The organism is Chloroflexus islandicus (assembly GCF_001650695.1).
Taxonomy (GTDB): Bacteria; Chloroflexota; Chloroflexia; order Chloroflexales; family Chloroflexaceae; genus Chloroflexus; species Chloroflexus islandicus.
In genome coordinates, this window is the sequence record NZ_LWQS01000035.1 from 1 (window position 1) to 18,846 (window position 18,846).

General features: G+C 61.5%; 15 protein-coding genes and 1 riboswitch. Of the genes, 7 read left to right on the plus strand and 8 right to left on the minus strand.

What is annotated here, in order from left to right:
- The first annotated feature begins 698 nt into the window (after positions 1-698).
- Both A6A03_RS03130 and A6A03_RS20585 read left to right on the plus strand, forming a co-directional pair.
- A complete protein-coding gene (locus A6A03_RS03130; protein WP_082908909.1) occupies positions 699-1,115 on the plus strand; it encodes a nucleotidyltransferase family protein in 417 nt (138 codons plus the stop codon).
- A complete protein-coding gene (locus tag A6A03_RS20585) occupies positions 1,112-1,423 on the plus strand; it encodes a HEPN domain-containing protein (protein WP_172812275.1) in 312 nt (103 codons plus the stop codon). Before A6A03_RS03130 ends, A6A03_RS20585 begins: the two co-directional genes overlap by 4 nt.
- Before the next feature lie 885 nt (positions 1,424-2,308).
- Here A6A03_RS20585 and A6A03_RS03140 read toward each other — a convergent pair.
- The 8 genes from A6A03_RS03140 to A6A03_RS03175 form a co-directional block, all read right to left on the minus strand.
- Positions 2,309-3,472, minus strand: coding sequence for a Fic family protein (locus tag A6A03_RS03140; RefSeq protein ID WP_066783493.1), 1,164 nt, complete (start codon positions 3,470-3,472; stop codon positions 2,309-2,311).
- 684 nt (positions 3,473-4,156) lie between these two features.
- Complete coding sequence (locus tag A6A03_RS03145; protein WP_082908910.1) at positions 4,157-4,912, minus strand: winged helix-turn-helix domain-containing protein; 756 nt, start codon at positions 4,910-4,912, stop codon at positions 4,157-4,159.
- A gap of 499 nt (positions 4,913-5,411) precedes the next feature.
- Positions 5,412-6,539, minus strand: coding sequence for an energy-coupling factor transporter transmembrane component T (locus A6A03_RS03150; RefSeq protein WP_066783496.1), 1,128 nt, complete (start codon positions 6,537-6,539; stop codon positions 5,412-5,414).
- A 90-nt stretch (positions 6,540-6,629) separates the two neighbouring features.
- Positions 6,630-7,382, minus strand: a complete 753-nt coding sequence (gene cobS, locus A6A03_RS03155) for an adenosylcobinamide-GDP ribazoletransferase (protein WP_066783497.1) — start codon at positions 7,380-7,382, stop codon at positions 6,630-6,632.
- A gap of 2 nt (positions 7,383-7,384) precedes the next feature.
- Positions 7,385-7,996, minus strand: a complete 612-nt coding sequence (locus A6A03_RS03160; protein ID WP_066783498.1) for a histidine phosphatase family protein — start codon at positions 7,994-7,996, stop codon at positions 7,385-7,387.
- A gap of 104 nt (positions 7,997-8,100) precedes the next feature.
- Positions 8,101-9,021 carry an adhesin family cell surface protein gene (locus A6A03_RS03165; RefSeq protein ID WP_066783499.1) on the minus strand — a complete coding sequence of 307 codons (921 nt, stop codon included), beginning with the start codon at positions 9,019-9,021 and terminating at the stop codon, positions 8,101-8,103.
- A 95-nt stretch (positions 9,022-9,116) separates the two neighbouring features.
- A complete protein-coding gene (locus A6A03_RS03170; RefSeq protein ID WP_245668802.1) occupies positions 9,117-10,178 on the minus strand; it encodes a prenyltransferase/squalene oxidase repeat-containing protein in 1,062 nt (353 codons plus the stop codon).
- Between the two features lie 152 nt (positions 10,179-10,330).
- Positions 10,331-10,471, minus strand: a riboswitch (cobalamin riboswitch).
- A gap of 512 nt (positions 10,472-10,983) precedes the next feature.
- Complete coding sequence (locus A6A03_RS03175) at positions 10,984-12,030, minus strand: [LysW]-lysine hydrolase (protein WP_172812276.1); 1,047 nt, start codon at positions 12,028-12,030, stop codon at positions 10,984-10,986.
- A 122-nt stretch (positions 12,031-12,152) separates the two neighbouring features.
- On the opposite strand from A6A03_RS03175, the gene A6A03_RS03180 reads away from it, so the two are divergent.
- The 5 genes from A6A03_RS03180 (at position 12,153) to A6A03_RS03200 (ending at position 18,393) form a co-directional block, all read left to right on the plus strand.
- Positions 12,153-12,566, plus strand: a complete 414-nt coding sequence (locus tag A6A03_RS03180) for an ATP-binding protein (RefSeq protein WP_066783502.1) — start codon at positions 12,153-12,155, stop codon at positions 12,564-12,566.
- 12 nt (positions 12,567-12,578) lie between these two features.
- Complete coding sequence (locus A6A03_RS03185; RefSeq protein WP_066783504.1) at positions 12,579-13,082, plus strand: YcxB family protein; 504 nt, start codon at positions 12,579-12,581, stop codon at positions 13,080-13,082.
- Positions 13,066-17,298 carry a bifunctional RecB family nuclease/DEAD/DEAH box helicase gene (locus tag A6A03_RS03190; protein ID WP_066783506.1) on the plus strand — a complete coding sequence of 1,411 codons (4,233 nt, stop codon included), beginning with the start codon at positions 13,066-13,068 and terminating at the stop codon, positions 17,296-17,298. Before A6A03_RS03185 ends, A6A03_RS03190 begins: the two co-directional genes overlap by 17 nt.
- 415 nt (positions 17,299-17,713) lie before the next feature.
- Positions 17,714-17,998, plus strand: coding sequence for a hypothetical protein (locus A6A03_RS03195; protein WP_066783507.1), 285 nt, complete (start codon positions 17,714-17,716; stop codon positions 17,996-17,998).
- Positions 17,992-18,393, plus strand: coding sequence for a type II toxin-antitoxin system VapC family toxin (locus tag A6A03_RS03200; protein WP_066783508.1), 402 nt, complete (start codon positions 17,992-17,994; stop codon positions 18,391-18,393). The genes A6A03_RS03195 and A6A03_RS03200 overlap by 7 nt, the downstream gene beginning before the upstream one ends.
- Positions 18,394-18,846 lie beyond the last annotated feature (453 nt).

Below are 18,846 nucleotides of genomic sequence, written 5' to 3' on the forward strand. Positions count from 1 at the left end.
GCCGTCCGGCTCTACTGCGTCTTTGCTTACTTTGCGCCTTGTGTCGTTGCCCCCACCCCAGCCCTCCCCCGATGGGGTTCAGTCCGGTACCCGGCCCTAAAGGGCCGGGCTAGGCTTACGAAGCCCGCTGCGCGGGCTGTTGCCCTCACTCCCCAACCCCCTCTCCCACCTGACGGCGGGAGAGGGGGCGCTGCTGGATCTCGCTCACGGAGGTTGCTACCGCCGAGGACGCGGGGGATGATCCCATTCCCAACCCTTTGCGCCCTCTGCGGAGCCGGACAGCCGTCCGGCTCTACTGCGTCTTTGCTTACTTTGCGCCTTGTGTCGTTGCCCCCACCCCAGCCCTCCCCCGATGGGGGAAGAGGCCCCCACCCCCAACCCCTCCCCCGCTGGGGGAGGGGGGAGGTCGTTGACCGCAGAGAGCGCAGAGGACGCAGGGGATGAGAGTCAGTCCAAACCGCTTTGCGCCCTCTGCGGAGCCGGACAGCCGTCCGGCTCTACTGCGCCTTTGCGTTTCCATCCTTTGCGCCCTCTGCGGTCTTGGCATCTTTGCGGCTGTGCGCATTGCACGCTCCGATGATCGTGCGGGAACAGCATTGCTGCGGCTTGCGCCTGACCCTCCACCCCGTGACGTGGTACAATGGAAGCAGTACACTGCCTTATCTGCCCAACCTCCGCATATCTAACCGCCAATCGCTATGCAATGGCAATTTCTCGATGAATCTGAACGGCGCGCGCTAGCGATCGCTGACGGCAAAGGTTCAACAGCGATCGCATTAGCGCCGGATGAAGCGCCAACGGTTGATCACAACCGCCTCTCAGACCATGACCGGCAAGTGGTGGCGATCTTCAAACGCCACCTTACTGAATTATGCCAACCGGTCGATGTCCGGGTGTTTGGCTCACGCGCGCGCGGCGAAGCGACATGGGAGTCGGATCTCGATCTGTTCATTATGCTCGAAACCGCTCCAACAGAGTTACGCCGGCGCATCGACGAGCTGGCATGGGAAGTGGGTTTCGCAGCCGGACTCGTCATTGCTCCGCTCGTGGTGACGAAAGATACGTTGGCGAATCCGCTCATCACCCACATCAAAAACGAAGGGGTGGCGGTATGAGCGAAGATTCAGTCTCAGCGCTCGTGAAATACCGGCTGCTTGAAGCAACTGAGACCTTGACCGAAGCGGAAATCTTACGCGATGCCGGTTCCTATCGCGGGGCAGTGAACCGTGCTTACTATGCGATGTTTTATGCACTGCTCGGCCTGCTAGCAACGCGACAGTTGGTGTCGTCAAAACACAGCGGCGCTATCGCCTTGTTTGATCGTGAATTTGTGAAGACGGGCATCTTCCCGCCAGAGTTGTCAAGATCGCTGCATTTAGCATTTCAACGCCGGCAGCGACACGATTATGCGGATATTGAATGACCGGATGTGCAGATTGCGAATGAAAGCATTCACGATGCGCGGCGTTTTGTGGAAGCAATTCGCGATTATGTGAATACATTGGGTTTGTAAAGTTTCCCTGTATCTTTGCTGGCTTTGCGGGTTGGGGTTGCCCTCACCCCAGCCCTCCCCCGCTGGGAGAAGAGGCCCCACCCCCAACCCCTCCCCCGCTGGGGGAGGGGGAATGTTGTTGACCGCAGGGGGCGCAGAGGATGCAGGGGGATGAGAGTCAGTTCAAACTGCTTTGCGCCCTTTGCGGTCTTGGCGTCTTTGCGTTTTCACCCTCTGCGCCTTGGCTTGCGCTGCGGCTTGGGGGTTGCCCTCACCCCAGCCCTCCCCCGCTGGGGGAAGAGGCCCCACCCCCAACCCCTCCCCCGCTGGGGGAGGGGGGAAAGGGTACTGCTGCAGACGCGGAGGGTGATCCTTTTCTAAATGCTTTGCGCCCTTTGCGGTCTTGGCGTCTTTGCGTTTTCACCCTCTGTGCCTTGGCTTGCGCTGCGGCTTGGGGGTTGCCCTCACCCCAGCCCTCCCCCGCTGGGGTTCAGTCCGGTACCCGGCCCTAAAGGGCCGGGCTAGGCTGACGAAGCCCGCTGCGCGGGCTGCTGGCCCTCACCCCCCAACCCCCTCTCCCACCTGACAGGGGGAGAGGGGGCGCTGCTGGATCTCGCTCACGAAGGTTGCTATCGCCGAGGACGCCGAGGATGATCCCATTCCCAACCCTTTGCGCCCTCTGCGGAGCCGGACAGCCGTCCGGCTTTACTGCGTCTTTGCGTTTTCACACTCTGCGCCCTCTGCGATTAGAGTGTGCTCGAACATGACGTTGCGCGCAAGGAGATCCATCCATCGCTGCTAAGACGGCAACCAAGCCTACAACGCTTCAGTTCCCTCATTCAATACATCCAAGTATGCCTGATACGCAAAAATGCGGTTGCGCTGCCGTCCAGTGATCTCGCGGGTGATGCCAATCTGTTGCAAGACCTGCATAGCCTTATTGACGGTCGGAAAAGACAAGCCAGTCCCCGCGCACACCTGCGGCAAGTTCATCAATGGCCGCTCGCATAGCGCGCGAAAGACGCGCAAGGCGTTCGCCGAAATCCTGCCCGTTTGCTGGATAGTTTGCTCATGTTGCCGGAATAGCGCGAGGAGCCGTCTAGCTGTGTCTACGGCATTCGTTGCGGTCTGTTCGACGCCTTCGAGAAAAAAATCGATCCATGCCTCCCAATCACCTTGCAGGCGCACGAGATCGAGCAATCGATAGTACTCGGCCCGATGTTGCTTGAGGTACAGGCTAAGGTAGAGCAGCGGGCGCGATAAGAGCCGGTCATGGTGGAGGATAAACGCAATCAACAGGCGACCAATACGCCCATTGCCGTCGAGAAAGGGATGGATCGTTTCAAATTGCACATGGGCCAAGGCTGCTTTTATCAGCGTAGGATAGGGATTACGCTCGCCGTGCAGAAACCGCTCTAGCGCCGCCATACAATCCGGCACCTCTTCCGGCGGCGGTGGCACAAACACCGCATTGCCCGGTCGCGTTCCGCCGATCCAATTTTGCGACCGGCGAAATTCACCGGGTTGCCGTTCACTGCCACGGCCTTGCCGCAAGAGTATCGCGTGCATGTCGCGAATGAGCCGATTCGAGAAGGGAAAGCCGTCTTGTAATCGCTTCAGACCGTAATCGAGGGCAGCAACATAATTAGACACTTCGATCACATCATCGATAGGGGCGCCGGGCGCTTCATCTAACTCGAAAAGGAGTAGTTGCGCCAATGACGACTGGGTGCCTTCGATTTGCGATGAAAGCACAGCTTCGCGTCGCACATAAGCGTACAGAAAGATGTCCGGATCCGGTAGCAATAAGGTGATGCTGTCAAGCCGGCCTAACGCCAGAGTAGCTCGTTCCAGCAACTGCTGGCGCTGAGCAGTCAGTTCGAGCGGCGGTTCAGGCGGCAGTGGATGAGGAATGAACGCGCGCACAGTCTCGCCACCAACATTCGTGATGTGATAGCGTCCAGTCGGGCCCCGCAGCAAGCAGAACCTCCTTGTGATCTGATCCTTTAATAACCGTGAGTATTATTAAAGGAAATGACCGAATCGTTTAATAAACATCTTACTGGTTAGAAGCATCGATCGTCAAATTTCCTCTACGTTGCGCCTTGGCCCGCTTTGCGGCTTGGGGTTGCCCTCACCCCAGCCCCTGAAGAGGCCCCACCCCCAACCCCTCCCCCGCTGGGGTTCAGTCCGGTACCCGGCCCTAAAGGGCCGGGCTGGGCTTACAAAGCCCGCTGCGCGGGCTGCTGGCCCTCACCCCCCAACCCCCTCTCCCACCTGACGGCGGGAGAGGGGGCGCTGCTGGCTCCCGCTTGCGGAAGTTGCTACCGCCGAGGACGCGGGGGATGCTCCCATTCCCAACCCTTTGCGTCCTTTGCGGAGCCGGACAGCCGTCCGGCTCTACTGCGTCTTGGCTTGCTTTGCGGCTTGGGGTTGCCCCCACCCCCAACCCCTCCCCCGCTGGGGGAGGGGGGAGGTCGTTGACCGAAGGGGACGCCGAGGGCGCGGGGGGATGAGAGTCAGTCCAAACCGCTTTGCGCCCTCTGCGTTCTTGGCGTCTTTGCGTTTTCATTCTTTGCGCCCGCTGCGGAGCCGGACAGCCGGCTTTCCTGCGGCTTTGCTCGCTTTACACCTTAGTGGACGTACACCAAAAACCTTACACGATCATTTTGGCATCCTTTGCTGAGCGCCGTAATATTTCAGCACACCCGGCAGACGTAACTGATAGCCAAGACCACGTTCACACACCAGATATTTGGGGTTTTTTGGATCACTCTCAATTTTGGTTTGTAAGTAGCGCATGCGTCCGCGCAAGAGGTGGCGCGCCTCTGCTTCATCATAATGGGGCGGAAAGATGAGGCGCACCAAATCTTCGTATCGGCAAACGCGCCCCTTCGCTTCGTAGAGATACTGCACAAGCGCTATTTCATCCTTGCTTAACCGTATCTCACGATCATGCAAGTATAATCGGCGTAGGGCGACATCAAGCGTAAATTCGTTATCCGGCTGACTCACCGGCTGTGCAGGCACACTGTGCAACCAAGCGTTGTCATGACAACCGGTCAGCATCAAAGAAATGATGGGTTGAAGCTTCACTATTGGTATCGGATACGAAACGTGGATTACTTGCGATGTGAGATGAGATAGAACAGGAATTGACAGATCGGCGCAAGAGCCGGCTAAAACCAGCATCTGGTGCGGCAATAGCGCTGCCTGCATTGTGGCAAGATCATGCTGTGAAACTGATAAGAGTGCGGTATTAGCAATCCAGAGCGTGACGCGCCGATCATGAAGATACTTTGTCGCTAGCGTTGGATTGGTGGTTGCTAACACCGGCCAACTCCACGCATATAAAAGCGCAATTAATTCAGCACGACTAGGGCTATCGTGATCGAGGAGAATAGCAACACCGCGACTCATGACGGGGCGACCTTGAAATAGTTGATTTACAACCCAAAGCAATTGGCAGAGAGTATAAACAAAGATCGAAATTTATGCAAATAAACATGGATATAATGCGTAGATGCATGAACCAAAAAAGTTGGCAATTTTTTTGAAACATTATCTCTAAATTGGGAGAAGTGATTGTAAGATTTGGCCAACAACCGTGTCTGTCAGAAACGGTTTTTAGCGGCGCCTGCTGCTCGCAATCTTTGAATTAGAACGGATCAAGACCGATACGCACGGATGTTTCTGATCCGTACACACCTGTCCAACCCTATATCGTACGCTCGCTGTCTCCGAGGTTTTCCCACTCACTTGTTGTCATTGCAAGCTGAGCTGAGCGAGGTGAAGCTCGCCCCTCGCAACAGGGGTAGTGGACGCGCCTTATGACAGATCCATGCACAGCCGTCTTAACCCGCCGAACAGGTTACAGACGATCCACTGTGATGTACGGCAAGCCAAAAACGTCCACCCGCTAATCAGCGAACGCGCCCTGTTGCGCGGCGGCGCGGCGGGCAGCGCGCCGATCGGCGACGATCCGGCGGGCGCGGCGCGGCAGAGGTGCGCGTAGCGGTAGGGCAGGTACGGCCAGCAACATGATGGCGGCGCCCACCCGCAGATCGAAGGCGGGAATGGAAACGGTGGGGAAGGGGTAATAGACCAGCGCGGCTGGTTCGAGCAGGCGCAACGCGGCGACGGCGATCAACGCAATGCCGGCGGCGATGCAGGCGATGGTGTCGTGGCGGCGCCAGCGTTCGCGCCGGTAGGTGGTGCGCGGCACGTTCCGGCTGAGTTGGCGAGCGGCCCAGCCGGTGAGCAGCAGGCCGGCGCCGGCGAGCGGCGCCATCAGCGGAAATGCGGCCGGGCCGGCCCAGAGCCAGCCGATCAGTGCGCCTGCCAGACTGCTGAGGCCGGCCAGCAGCATCAGCATCCGGCCGGTGTCTGGGGTTGCAGTGAGCGTGCGTCCATAACCGCGCGCCTCCAATGCTTCGGCCAATTGCAGCGCCCGTTCGAGGCTGCCGGCCAGCAGCGGCCCGGCCAGCGCCCACCAACTGCGCAGGCTGCCAAAGCGGTGGCCGCGCGCGCGTTGGGCAGCGGTGATGGTTTGGATGGAGCGCACTAACCCCGGCGCAAAGGCAATCGCGATCGTAACGGCTAACCCGGCGTGGAAGAGTGAGCGCGGCGCCAGTCGCAACAGCCGGTGGTGATCGACCAGTGCATTAAAGGCGCCAAAGATCAGCAGCAAGGCCCACAACCCCAACCCGCGCGTCGCCCCCCACGCCAACGCTTCGGCAGTAATCGGCCCACCCAACACAATCCCGCCCAACCAGACCGGCAGTTGCACGGCGGGCAACGCAACCAGCACCGTCGCCCCCCGCGGCCCGCCCACCGTCACCACGGCAAAGATGACATAGCCGAGCCAGATGATCGCACCGGCGCGGGCAAAGAGTGCAAAGCTGCGCGCTAGCGGGCGATCGTCGCGCCGGGCCGCAAAGACATACGTCACCGCCAGCATCAACAAGATATGGTAGAGCGGGTGCGGGGCCAGCGTCGCGATCGCGGCGGCGGCGACCAGCCACCAAAGCCATGTGCGGGTGTGCATAGCGAGCCTTTCTGCCACGCCAAGGCGCAACGCGGTTGGTTGAGAAAGCCCGACGAGGCTGGGAACCAACCGTGTGTTTTGATTCCCAATTTACATCCTGATCGTCAGCGCCGCTAACGCTACAACTTCGCCGATCTCGCACAGCGCGCCGTAGGTATCACCGGTCAGACCACCGAGATCACGCACCCACCAGCGCGCTAGCAGATGCGCGACCGCGAGCACCAACGCCGCCGCGATAATCCCGGCCAGACCGGCGATCAGCCATGCGCTGCCCAGCATCAGTACCGACGAGAGCCAGAGATCGCGCTGCTGGACGTGTGAGTTAAACATCCGGCCCAAGCCGCCCTCGCGCGCGGGGGGGAAGCGATAGATGCCGTAGCAATCGGCCCAGCGGCCAAGCATCGGCGCTAACAGCAATGCCGGCCATGCCACGGTTGCGCTGGCGATGAACGCCACCTTCAGCAAGATGATCATAATCAGCGCAATCGCCCCCATCGCGCCGATCCGGCTGTCTTTCATAATCTCGAGCTTGCGCTCACGCGAACGCCAGCTCATCACCGCATCAAACGTATCGCTGACGCCATCGAGGTGCAAGCCACCGGTGACAATCCCCCACATCGCGACGGCCAACACTGCCGCCACGAGATCACCCCAAAGCGGGCGGGCAACCGCATCAACGGCGACCATGGCGCCACCGATGACCAACCCGGCCGCCGGGAACCACGGGATCGCCCGCGCCACGCTCTGCTCGTTCATCGGCGGCAGACCGGGCAGCGGGATAATGGTGAGAAAGCGGATAGCTTCGAGCAGACCATTGGCGGGCCGAGCCGGCGATTCGCTCATAGTCATCCTCCCAGAGGAGGCACGGTATTGACCGTGCGGATAATGATGGACGCACCGTAGACATCAAGCGCAGTGATACTCCCCAAATCGATCCGCCAGCGCCAATGATCGGCGATCGGGGTATTGCAGCACAAACAGAGCACGAGTTGAATAGGCGTGGCATGCGTCGCCACCAGAATCCTGCCGCCGCGATAGGTTGCTAACAACTCCTGCCACGCCGCCGCCACCCGCGCCGCCGCCTCGGCCAGACTCTCGCCGCCGGTAGGCCGCCCATCTACCCCTAGCGCCCAACGTGCTTGGGCATCGGACGGAAAACGTCGCGTCACTTCGCGGTACGTCAACCCCTCCCACAACCCCTGATCAACCTCAATCCAGCGCGGGTCTTCCCGCAACGGGATGGAACGATGCTGCAGCAAGGTCTCAGCCAATGCGCGTGTGCGCTGGGTAGGGCTGGCAATGGCGTGCGTAAAGGGCAACGGACGCAGCCGGTTCGCCGCCGCTGCGTGCTGGCGTAGGCCGTACTCGGTCAGCGGGCTATCGCCGCGGCCCAAATACCGGCGCGCGCGGTTGGCTTCGGTTTGGCCATGGCGAACGAACCAGATACTGGTGCGCATGGTGGTGTTAACCCCTTATCCTCATTCCATAATTGGTGAGCGCATTGGCGTTGCAGCGAGATAAGACAAGGTATCTTCGGCTCTACACAGGCACATCCTATTCGTTAATTCGTTCCACCCATTCGTTTATTCGCTATCGCCACGACAATACCGCCGATCAACAACGCCGCCAGCGCCGCAAAGCCGAGCCATTGCCCGGCATTACCATTGCCGGTCGCCGCCGGCGCGTTGGATGCTGCTCCGCCCGCCGGCGCTGCCGTCATCGTAGGCGCTGCTGTCATTGTGGGCACTGCCGTCAAGGTAGGCGTTGCCGTGGCTGCGGGGGCCGGTGTTTCCGTGGGCGCCATGGTCGCGGTGGGCACTGCTGTCGCCGTGGGTGCTGCTGTTGCTTCCGGCATCGGCGTTGCGGTGGGTGTTGGCGGCGCTGAGGGTAATGGCGTCGCGGTAGGCACTGCCGTCGCGGTGGGCAATGGCGTTGCGGTAGGCACTGCCGTCGCGGTGGGCAATGGTGTTGCGGTAGGCTCAGCCGTCGCGACCGGTTCCGCCGCTGCACTCCGGCACACATCGGCAAGTTCTAAATTAGGTGGTACCGCGCCGCCGCTAGCGTCACCCGGCCCCCATGCCCACCCGTGCAGATCGCCATCGCTGACCCGCACGCTGCTCGCGCCGAGGTTAGAGTAGCGCCACGCACCCGCTTCGCGCCGGTAGAAGGCCCAATACACCGCCCGGCCCTGCTGATCGCGAGCGCAGAAGCAACTGGTGGCCGGATAATCGCACCCTTCGCGCCCGATCTTGCACACCGCCGCGCCGATACTGCTTTGCTGGCTAATCACCGGCAAACCACTGCGTTCGAGTAGCTCCAATCCGCTAATCGACGGCTCGCTAAACTCGACGCACGCAGTGACGACTTCGCCATTGCCAAACCGCACGACCACCCCGGCGCGGTTCACCGCCGGCTGGGCGGCAGCCACGCCGGAGAGGAGCGCGATCGCGATTAAGCCAACGAGTAGAACAATCTGCTTCATCGCTGTACGGTACGGGCACAGCGCCGCTGTGCCCTCAGCAGCGTGCTGTGCCCATATAGGCACAGCAGCGCTGTGCCCTGCAAGCCAGCTTCTCGTTATCCCGCCTGTGCCCGCCGCACCGCGACCCCTGCCGCGAGCGCCAGCAAGCCGGCCAGCGCCAGCAGCGGCAACAGCGGCTGCGCTGCGCCTGCGGTGCGCGGCAACGTCGTCGCCGGCGCAATCAGGCTTTGCGCCGCCGGGATCGAGGCCGTCACCACCGGCAATGTCTTCCCGGCCAGCGCCGGAATGGCCTGATACGTGGCCAGCGCATTATCATCGGGCATCGCGTTCTGATAGCGGAACGCGCCGCTGCTGTTTTGGAAAGCGGCCAACGCGCTGAGCGGCGTTGCGTCGCCTTGCTTCCACGCTGCGCCGCTGGGATCTTCGCCGAGGGCAATGATCGCCATCGTCACCGCTGCCGTCGAGTTGGCATCGCTGGCATTGCCGAACGGCGACGCCTGCGAGTAGGGGAAGCCGCCATCAGGGTTTTGCTGGCCGCGCAGGTAGGCGCGCGCCGCATTCAAGGCATCGGCGGCGCGGGCCCGGCCAGCCAGCGCCATCACCGCTAACGCAGTGGTATTCGTATCGCTGCCGGTCGCCGCGGCGCCGTCGAAGCTCCAACCGCCATCGCGCAGTTGCAACGCGATCAGCCGGTCAATCGCCGCTGCCGGCGGCTGCACTCCCATAGCCTTGATCGCCAGCAACGCCAGCGCATGGCCGTAGACATCGCTGCCGTACAGGCCGGTGGCTGGGTTGTACGCAAAACCGAGCTGTTGGGCCAGATTGCTCCCGCCAAAGTTGAGCGGATCGCTCTGCGCGGCGACAGCGGCTAAAATCAGCTTAGCCGTTGCACCGGCGGTTGACATGCCGTAAGTAGCTGACTGCCCGGCAAGATAGCTCACGGCATTGGCCGGCGGTTGCTGGCCGCCGGCGACAAAAGCGACGATCGCGTCAGCGGTATCACCCGGCCCAAAGCCGGCAAAGCTGCCGTCAGCCTGTTGTTGGCCGGCTACCCACTTTAGCGCCGATTCGACCGCCGTGCCCTGCGCGGCAACCGGCAGCCAAGCGGCGACGCTCAACACTGTGGCAAGGAATAGTGCAAGAACCCGGCGCATCATGCAGATCCCTTTCGTTCAAAACAACATCACCAAGGCAATCGTTTGATGATCCCAACAACAAAAATCCCTTCCACGGCTGTGGAAGGGTGTAACGACGAAAGCAAGACGGATGCCGATCTTGCGCGCGCCTCACCCCCTTTCCAGCGCGGGTGTGACAGCGAACAAGCAGGGACGGGCATTCTGGCTCGTCGCCAACGGCGACCTACAGTAGCGTGGACTGCGCCGGCTTTTGACCGGACTTCCCCCAATTAAGCCCTTCGCTTCCTCCGGGCTCCCTACTGGCGGGGTTGTTGCCCCGCAATTGCTTATATTCAATTGCGGCGATAGTACCACAATTGCTGCTGTGCGTCAATGAAGGGGGGAGTAGGGAATAGGGAGTAGGGAGTAGGGATTGGGAATTGTCAACCTCCCTACCTCCCCATCTCCCTACCTCCCTATCTCCCCATCTCCCTACCTCCCCATCTCCCTATCTCCCTATCTCCCTATCTCCCTATCTCCCCATCTCCCTACCTCCCCATCTCCCTATCTCCCCATCTCCCTACCTCCCCATCTCCCTACCTCCCCATCTCCCTATCTCCCCATCTCCCTATCTCCCTATCTCCCCATCTCCCTATCTCCCCATCTCCCTACCTCCCCATCTCCCTACCTCCCCATCTCCCTACCTCCCCATCTCCCTATCTCCCCATCTCCCTACCTCCCCATCTCCCTACCTCCCCATCTCCCCATCTCCCTATCTCCCCATCTCCCTATCTCCCCATCTCCCTACCTCCCCACCTCCCTATCTCCCCACCTCCCTATCTCCCCATCATCGCAATTGCCCCAGCACCTCGGCCAACACCGCAATCGCCCGCTCGTACTCAGCCAGCTCGACGTGCTCGTCGGGGGTGTGGTCGAGGCGCGAATCGCCCGGCCCGTAGGCGACGATCGGGCATTGCCACGCCGGCCCGACCACATTCATATCGGCGGTGCCGGTCTTGTGCAAGAAGGCGGGTTGGCCGCCGTGCTGGCGAATCGCGCGCACAAAGGCGCTGGCCAGCGGCGTGGTGCGCGGGCTTTGGAAGGCCGGGCATGCCCCTTCAAACGTCACCTCAGCCGGGCCAGCCAGCTCGCGCAGCGTCCCGGCCAGCGCGTCCGGATCGACGCCGGGCGGCAGGCGCAGGCCAACCGTCGCCTCGACCCATTCGGTGATGCCATCGCTACCGCTCTGCACCCGGCGCAGCGAGGGGATTAATTGCTCGAACAACCGCTCGCGCCCGGCATTGACCGTCTGGCAATGGTGTTCAACCGCGCGCCAAATGTCGACCATCTGTTCCGGCGCGGCCCGCTGCTCGCCGGCGCTGTGAGCTGCCGGCTGGGCGTAGCGGTAGTGGGCAAGCAGGCGACCTTTGTAGCCAAGCGTAATCCGATCCCAGCCGCTCGGCTCGCCGATCACGCAGAACGCCGGGCGATAGCGGTCGCGGGCGGCATGGGCGCCGCGCGAACTCGCCGCCTCTTCCTCGGTCGCGCCAACGATCGCCAGCCGGCAGTTGAGCATGCCGGCCAATTCGGCCCGCCGCGCGGCCCATACAAACGTTGCCAGCGGCCCCTTGGCATCAACCGCCCCTCTTCCGTACAGTTTGCCATTCTCGATCCGCACCGGCACCTCACCCGGCACCGTGTCGATATGGCCGAGCAACACCACCAGCGGCCCGCTTGTACCTACATGCCCCACCGCGCTGCCCGACTCATCGACGAACGCTTCCCAGCCGAATGCCGCCATCTGCTCGACCATCACCTGCACCGCCGCCGCTTCGTGGCCCGACAACGACGGCGTGCGCAAGAGGCGAATGAGAAAGTCAACCGCTTCATGCATTATCGAACACTCCTTAGCATTACCTAATAGAAGTATTGAACGTTCCTGAATTCACTACTCGCTCACCCTATGGTATCATGCACGATGTGTTTGCCGAATCCCCACCTTATACCGGAGATAGTATGTCCGCATCATTCGCCTTTAACGCCGACCTCCGCAGCCTCAAACAGATCCGGCGTTTCATTACTGATGCGGCCAGCAATATCGGCGCTCGCCGGGATAGTATCGACGATATTGTGTATGCGGCCAACGAGCTGATTTCCAATGCGATCACCTACGGCTACGGCGGCCAAGCTGGCCCCATTTGGGTCGATGTCTGGAACGATGGTGATTCGCTGTGTGTGCGCATTTGTGATGCCGCGCCGGCCTTCAACCCGCTCAATGTGCCGCTGCCGCGCAATTTGATCGGGCGTGGCCAGCAGCGCGCCGGCGGGTTGGGGCTGTTTTTGTCGCGCCATCTGCTCGATGATTTACAACATCGAGTCTTGCCTCAGGGTGGAAATGAATTAATATTGGTGAAGTGGAATGCCTTTTAGTGGTAACTGGCCATGATTATCGAGAGCACGATTAGCCAACGCGAGTTTACTCGCCACGCACTGAGCCGTTATTTTCGCCGGCCGATTTTCTATGTGTTTGCGTTTGTCGCCGCGATCTTGACCGCATTCGTGATCTACGATCCGAGCATCCCGCAAGCACCGGCCCTGCTCGGCGGCTGGATCCCGTTTTTGGTCTATGCCATCACCGGTTTTGTGCTCATCCAACGCCAGAGCCGTAACCGCGATCTGCCGATTTACCAGCCAACGCGCTACGAATTGGGACGCGAGACGTTGATCGTCAGCGCGCGCAGTGGGCGCAGCGAAATCCCGTGGTCGAAGGTACGCGCATGGCGCAAGCTTGGCGGCGTTTACGAGCTGCAACTGATCAATGGGCAGGTGTTGCTGATCTCGGCCCGCGCGATCGGCCCGCGCCAAGTAGGCGCTTTCGAGCGCATGCTGCGTAACCGGATCGAGCCCAAGCCAGAACCGGGGGTGTTCGATGAACCGGCGGCTTGAGACGATCGACGATCACTTGCCGCCGTTAGCGCTTGATCCGGCCCAACCGCAGGCGATTTCTCCCACCGACCTTGCCCAGTATCTGCGGCTCGATCAGTGTAGGCGCTACCTGCGTTTGCGCCTGCACGAACGCCGGAAGGAGCTAAACTGGCTGCCTCGCTATGGTATGGCGCTTCAGCCCATCCCGCCGATGCTGACCATCGCCGGACGCCGGTTCGAGCAGGCGATCGAGGCACAGGTGCGCGAGCGGTTTCCGCAGGCGGTTCACTGCGCGCAGCGCCGCCAGCAGGGTGATCCGGCGTTTATGACCGCCGATCACAATCACATCGTCATTGCCCACATCCAGCAGCTCGCGCCGAACACGGCCCAAGTGCTGTTTCAACCGCGTTTGGCCTCCCAGTTACACGGTTGGGCCATGAGCGGCGATGTCGATCTGCTGTTGCTGTCCTGCGATGATGCTGGCGCTTGCCACGCCGTCATTATTGACGCCAAAAGTTCGGCGGCGGCCAAGATCGAGCATCGCTTGCAATTGGCCTGTTACCAGCTCCTGCTCGAACAAATCACCGGCGCTGCCGGCGTGAGGCTGGCGTCCATCCGGCTCGGTGTGCTCTACCGCGGCGAGTTGCCGTCACCGCAGCAAACCCCTGCCGAACGGCGGCGGATCGAATGCGAACGGCAACAGGCGTTCGATCTGCTCGGCGTGACTACGGCCCAGCTTGAGCTGATTGCCGATCCGGTGCCCTATCTGGCTGAGATCGAGACCTTGCTGGCCGGGCCAGATTCGATCTTGGCCGCGACCGCCGCCGCGCCGTTTGCCGAGTTGCCGTTTCACCTCACCGCTAAGTGTGATGGCTGCCTCTACAACGAGGTCTGCATGCGCTGGGCCGCCACCCACGAGGACCTCTCGCTCATCCCGTCGCTCACCGAGCCAGAGAAGTCGGCCTTACGCGCGCACGGCATTACTACCGCGAACCAACTTGCTCTACTCAAAGAGTTCGACGGCGAGCGGTTGATCACGCCGGAACGCCATCGTTCCTTAATCAGCCAACTGCTCAGCCATCCCACGCTGGCTCCCCGTCTCGATGAGCTGATCCACCGTGCCCGCGCGTTTCGCCGCTGGCGGGGCGACCAGCTCGCCACCACCTCTTATCTACCCTACAAAGGCCATAGCTCGCTGCCCGCGGTAAGCGCCGATCTGCATCCTAACCTGATCGCCGTCTATATCGACCCGCTTTATGACCATACGCAGGGGATGCTGGTGTTGCTCGGCGCGTTGGTGGTGGGGTATGAGAATGGCGTGCCGGCCCGGCGCGAGACGGTGATCAAGCTGCTCGATCAACCGCCGCAGTCGCCGGCTGATGAGGGACGGTTGCTGGCAGAGTGGATTGGCGCGCTGTTGCAGGCGATCGCCAAGGTGGCCGTGCCTGACGCCGAGGGTCTTCTGCGCGCGCCCATCCATTTGATCGTGCCCGATTCGTTCAGCCTGCAAAACCTGCTCGACGGGCTGGCTCGCCAGCCGCAGGTCTTCGGCTCGACCCCGCTCTACGATCTGGCCGCGCAGAGCGCCGGTTTTGAAGCGTCCATGGTCACGGTGCTGATCAGCGAGCGCCGCCGGTTCCGCAACGACCCGCTGGCCTATGATTCGCTGGCGCGGCTGGCGCAGATGCAGCGGTTTGATTGGGGTGAGTATCGCCGGCTCTTTTACCGGCGCGTCTTCGACGATCTGGGTAATGACAAGGATTTGGGCTGGTATACGCGGCGGGTGCGCTTCAACAATCAGATTCCGCTCGAGTATCTCTACGCGGCGTGGCAGGCGCTGCCGCCGCCACCCGATCGCGGCGATGATGACTTGATCGATTACCGGCAGGTCAAACGCACGCACGTGATCGGTTTTGTCGAGAAGCGGCTGCACGCGCTCGAGCTGCTGGCCGATAAGCTGCCGCGCAACCCGCTCACCACCAAGCCGCCATTCGATCTGTCGTGTATTGTCGAATATTCCCGCCAAGCGCGCACACTGGCCGATGCGCTAGCCGAGTTTCTGCTCATCGAGCGGTACGTGGCGCTGGTGACGTGGGGCCAGCAGCATCTGCCGCCTCCCGAACAGCGGGTGCTGGCTGGCACGAGTTTAATCGTGCGCTATGAGCTGGCCGATCAAGACCCGGCTTTGCTTGAGACGCTGGCCGAAAACGAGCGCCGGCAGGCGTTGAAGGCGGAATTAACCGGCGGGCGGAAAGGGGTGCGGTTGAAGGCTGAGCAGAAAAAGCAGGTTGAGCCATTGCCGCTGCCCGATGTGCCGCTGCGCCTGCGGATTGATCTCAGCGAGGTTGAGTGCGATTTGGCAACGGCGTTGCGTCTGACCAGCCTCTCGCCCGGCGATAAGGTCATTCTCGCCCCGCGCTGGAGTGTTGATGAACGGTTGCCGCCCGATCAGCGCGAACCGTTCACCACCACTGCCCGTCAACTGCTCTATCAGCCGCGGGCCACGCTGGTGGCGATTGAACCGGACGGGTTGGTGTTGCTGAAGCCAGACACCCGCTACAATAAAGGCGACCGGCGGTTCACCTTTGACAGTAATTGGCGATGGCCGCAACCCGGCGAGGTTTACACGATCGAGACCGATCCCAACGACATCTACGGCCAGCGCTGTATGGAGGTGGTGCAGGAATTGCGCCAAGGGGCGGCCAATGCCCTCTACGCGCGTTTGACCGATCCCGCTGGAGTGCAGGTCGCGCTGCCGGCGGCGGCGCAGGCTGGCCATGCCCAGTTCGTCGCCGGGTTGCGCGCGCTGGCCGAGGCCGGCGTGTTGCACCCGTTCGATGAACACCAGATGGATTACATCGCTAACCATGGCGATGCCCCCACGCTGTTGGTGCAAGGCCCTCCCGGCACCGGCAAGAGCTATACGTCGGCTTTTGCCCTGCTGGCCCGCATGCAAGGCTTGCTGGCCGCCGGCCAACCTTGCCGGGTGCTGCTCAGTTGCAAGACCCACGCCGCCACCGATGTGCTCTTGCGCAAGATTGCCGAGGTGCAAGCCAAACTGGCCGCTATCCGCACCCAACAGCCCGATCTCTTCGCCGCCTATTTTGACGAACGATTGCTGACCGTGCCGCTCTTCCGCGTCCGGCCCAAAGAGCGCGCTGATGTGCCGCCAACGGCGCAAGAGATCGACAACATCGGCCCGATTGCCAACGCGCCGGTCTGCTTCGTCGCCGCCACCCCCTTCGCCGTTGCGTCGTTACTCAAACGCGATCAACGCTACCACACCGAACCCTTCGCCGATCTGCTGCTGCTCGATGAAGCGTCGCAGATGAACCTGCCCGAAGCCTGTATGGCGGCGATGGCCCTCACCCCCAGCGGCCGGCTGATCGTAGTCGGCGATCACCGCCAGATGCCGCCGATCGTGCAGCACGAATGGCGCGGCGAACGCCGGCGCACCTTCCAAGCCTACCGCGTCTACGCCTCGCTGTTTGAGACGCTGCTCAACCTTGATCCGCCGCCGCCGCTGGCGCGGTTGGCCGAAAGCTTCCGGCTCCACCGCGATCTGGCCGCGTTTCTGCGCCGCGCCATCTACGAACAAGACGGCATTCCCTACTTCTCGCGCCGCAACACCACCTTAGCCGCCGCGCCGATCAGCGACCCTATGGTCGCCGCTGCGCTCGACCCGCGCCACCCGCTGGTGGTCATCGTCCACGACGAAGCGCAAAGCCAAGACAGCAACCCGTTCGAGGCCAGCCTGATCCGGCCCTTGATCGAGACGCTGGTGGGCCAGCTCGGCCTCGATGCGACCACCGGCATTGGCATTGTGGTGCCTCACCGCGCCCAACGGCTGGTGCTGCGCGAACAACTGCCCGAGATCATGCAGGCGCTCTTGATCGAGCACGACGGCGCCACCGTCGATACCGTCGAGCGCTTTCAAGGCGACGAACGCGACGTGATTATCGTCTCGGCCACCGAAAGCGACCCCGACTACCTGCGCGCCGCCAGCGGCTTCTTGCTCGATCCGCGCCGGCTCAATGTCGCTCTCAGCCGCGCGCGCCACAAGCTGATCTTAATCGCCGCCCGCACCGTCTTCCAGCTCTTCGCCACCGACGAAGAGATCTTCCAGCACGCCCAACTCTGGAAACGGCTGCTGCGCGACACCTGTCGCGTGCCGCTCTGGCAAGGCCAACGTGACGGTATTGCGGTTGAGGTGTGGGGGAACGAGGAAGACGCTTGATTAGGATGGGGAATAGCCACGAAAAGACGCAAGAACGTTAACGGCGCATTGTATGGTGTTCCATCGAGTTTTGTGCCGTTTGGGTCTTTTTGTGGCTATTCCGAACAACTATGATGACGGTGCGACACGCAACCGGCTTTACCCTCGCAATCTTTACCGCAGAGGACGCCGAGAGTGCAGGGAGGCAGCGCACTCCTCCACGTCCTCGGCGTCTTTAGCGGTGAGACTTGCGCTGACCAACCACTTTCCATGCACCATACCGGTTGCGCACACGGGTACGATGCTGCGGAACCGGCCAAGGACGGGGTCGTCCCGGGCATGCTCGGTATTGTGGCAGAGGTGATGATGTTGCCATCGTGCGACGCTCTCGGTACAATACCACCAGCACGTGATGGCAATGGAAAGGAGGCGACCGATGACAACGAGCGTCGAGCAAGTTCTCCAAGCGGCGCAGCAATTGTCGCCGGTCGACCAGTTGATCGTGATCCAAGCGCTGTCACAATCGTTGATGCGCCACTATCGCACGCTCGCGGCAGCACCGGCGCTCCCGCCATCAGTCCGGCGCACCGCGCCGGTGCAAGACCTTGCAACGCTGGCGGCTGATTTTTGGCCGGAAGATGAAACGGCGGATGCAGTCATCGCATATTTGGCGCAACAACGGCACGCTGATCGATCCGATCCGATGGACGAACGATGGTGATGGTGCTGCTCGACACCAATATCGTGTCTTACTTGTTCAAACGCGATAGCCGGGTGGCACTCTACGCGCCGCACCTGCTCAATCGCGAGCTCGCCATTTCCCTGATGACGGTGGCTGAATTGTTCCAATGGGCAGCGGTGCGGCATTGGGGCGACAATCGGATCCAGCAGCTTGAACAGGCAATGGAGCGCTATACCATCATCCCGATCGATATGCCGTTATGCCGGGTATGGGCCACGATCCGCGCGATGCGCAGCCAAGCAGGAATGCCGATCGCGCCCCAAGATGCGTGGATTGCTGCCACGGCGCTGTATTACCAGCTCCCGCTCATCACCCACAATCCGGTAGATTATCAGGCTATTCCGGGTCTGACCATCATCAGTGAAACCGAGTGAGGGACTAGTTGTTCTTCGGCTTGCACCCAACTTCCACCATACCATCCTCGTGTTCGCCGAGGGTGAGCATGCGACCAGAGTCGAGAATACGCCAATCATGCTGGTGGTGCTGTCCACGACCGCGGAACAAGGTATCTCAGCGGCGGTACAATGTTGCACGGATACTCGTCCGGATGACCTGTTACGCTGGCTGCACGACGGGTACGATGCTGCGGAACCGGCCAAGGACGAGGAAGTTGGTTTGATTTACCGCCGAGGACACCGATCGCGCAGGGGGAAAGGCCCTTCTCCACGTTTTCTGCGGTACACAACCGGCTGAGCCGGTGAATAGCCACAAAAAGACCCAAAAAACACCAGATAGGTTTTGCCCTAGCAACCTTTGTGCGTTTTGCGTCTTGTTAAGGCGATGCTACCTCTGCACCTGCCGCTATGTGGCGTGCGGCAGTCAAACTG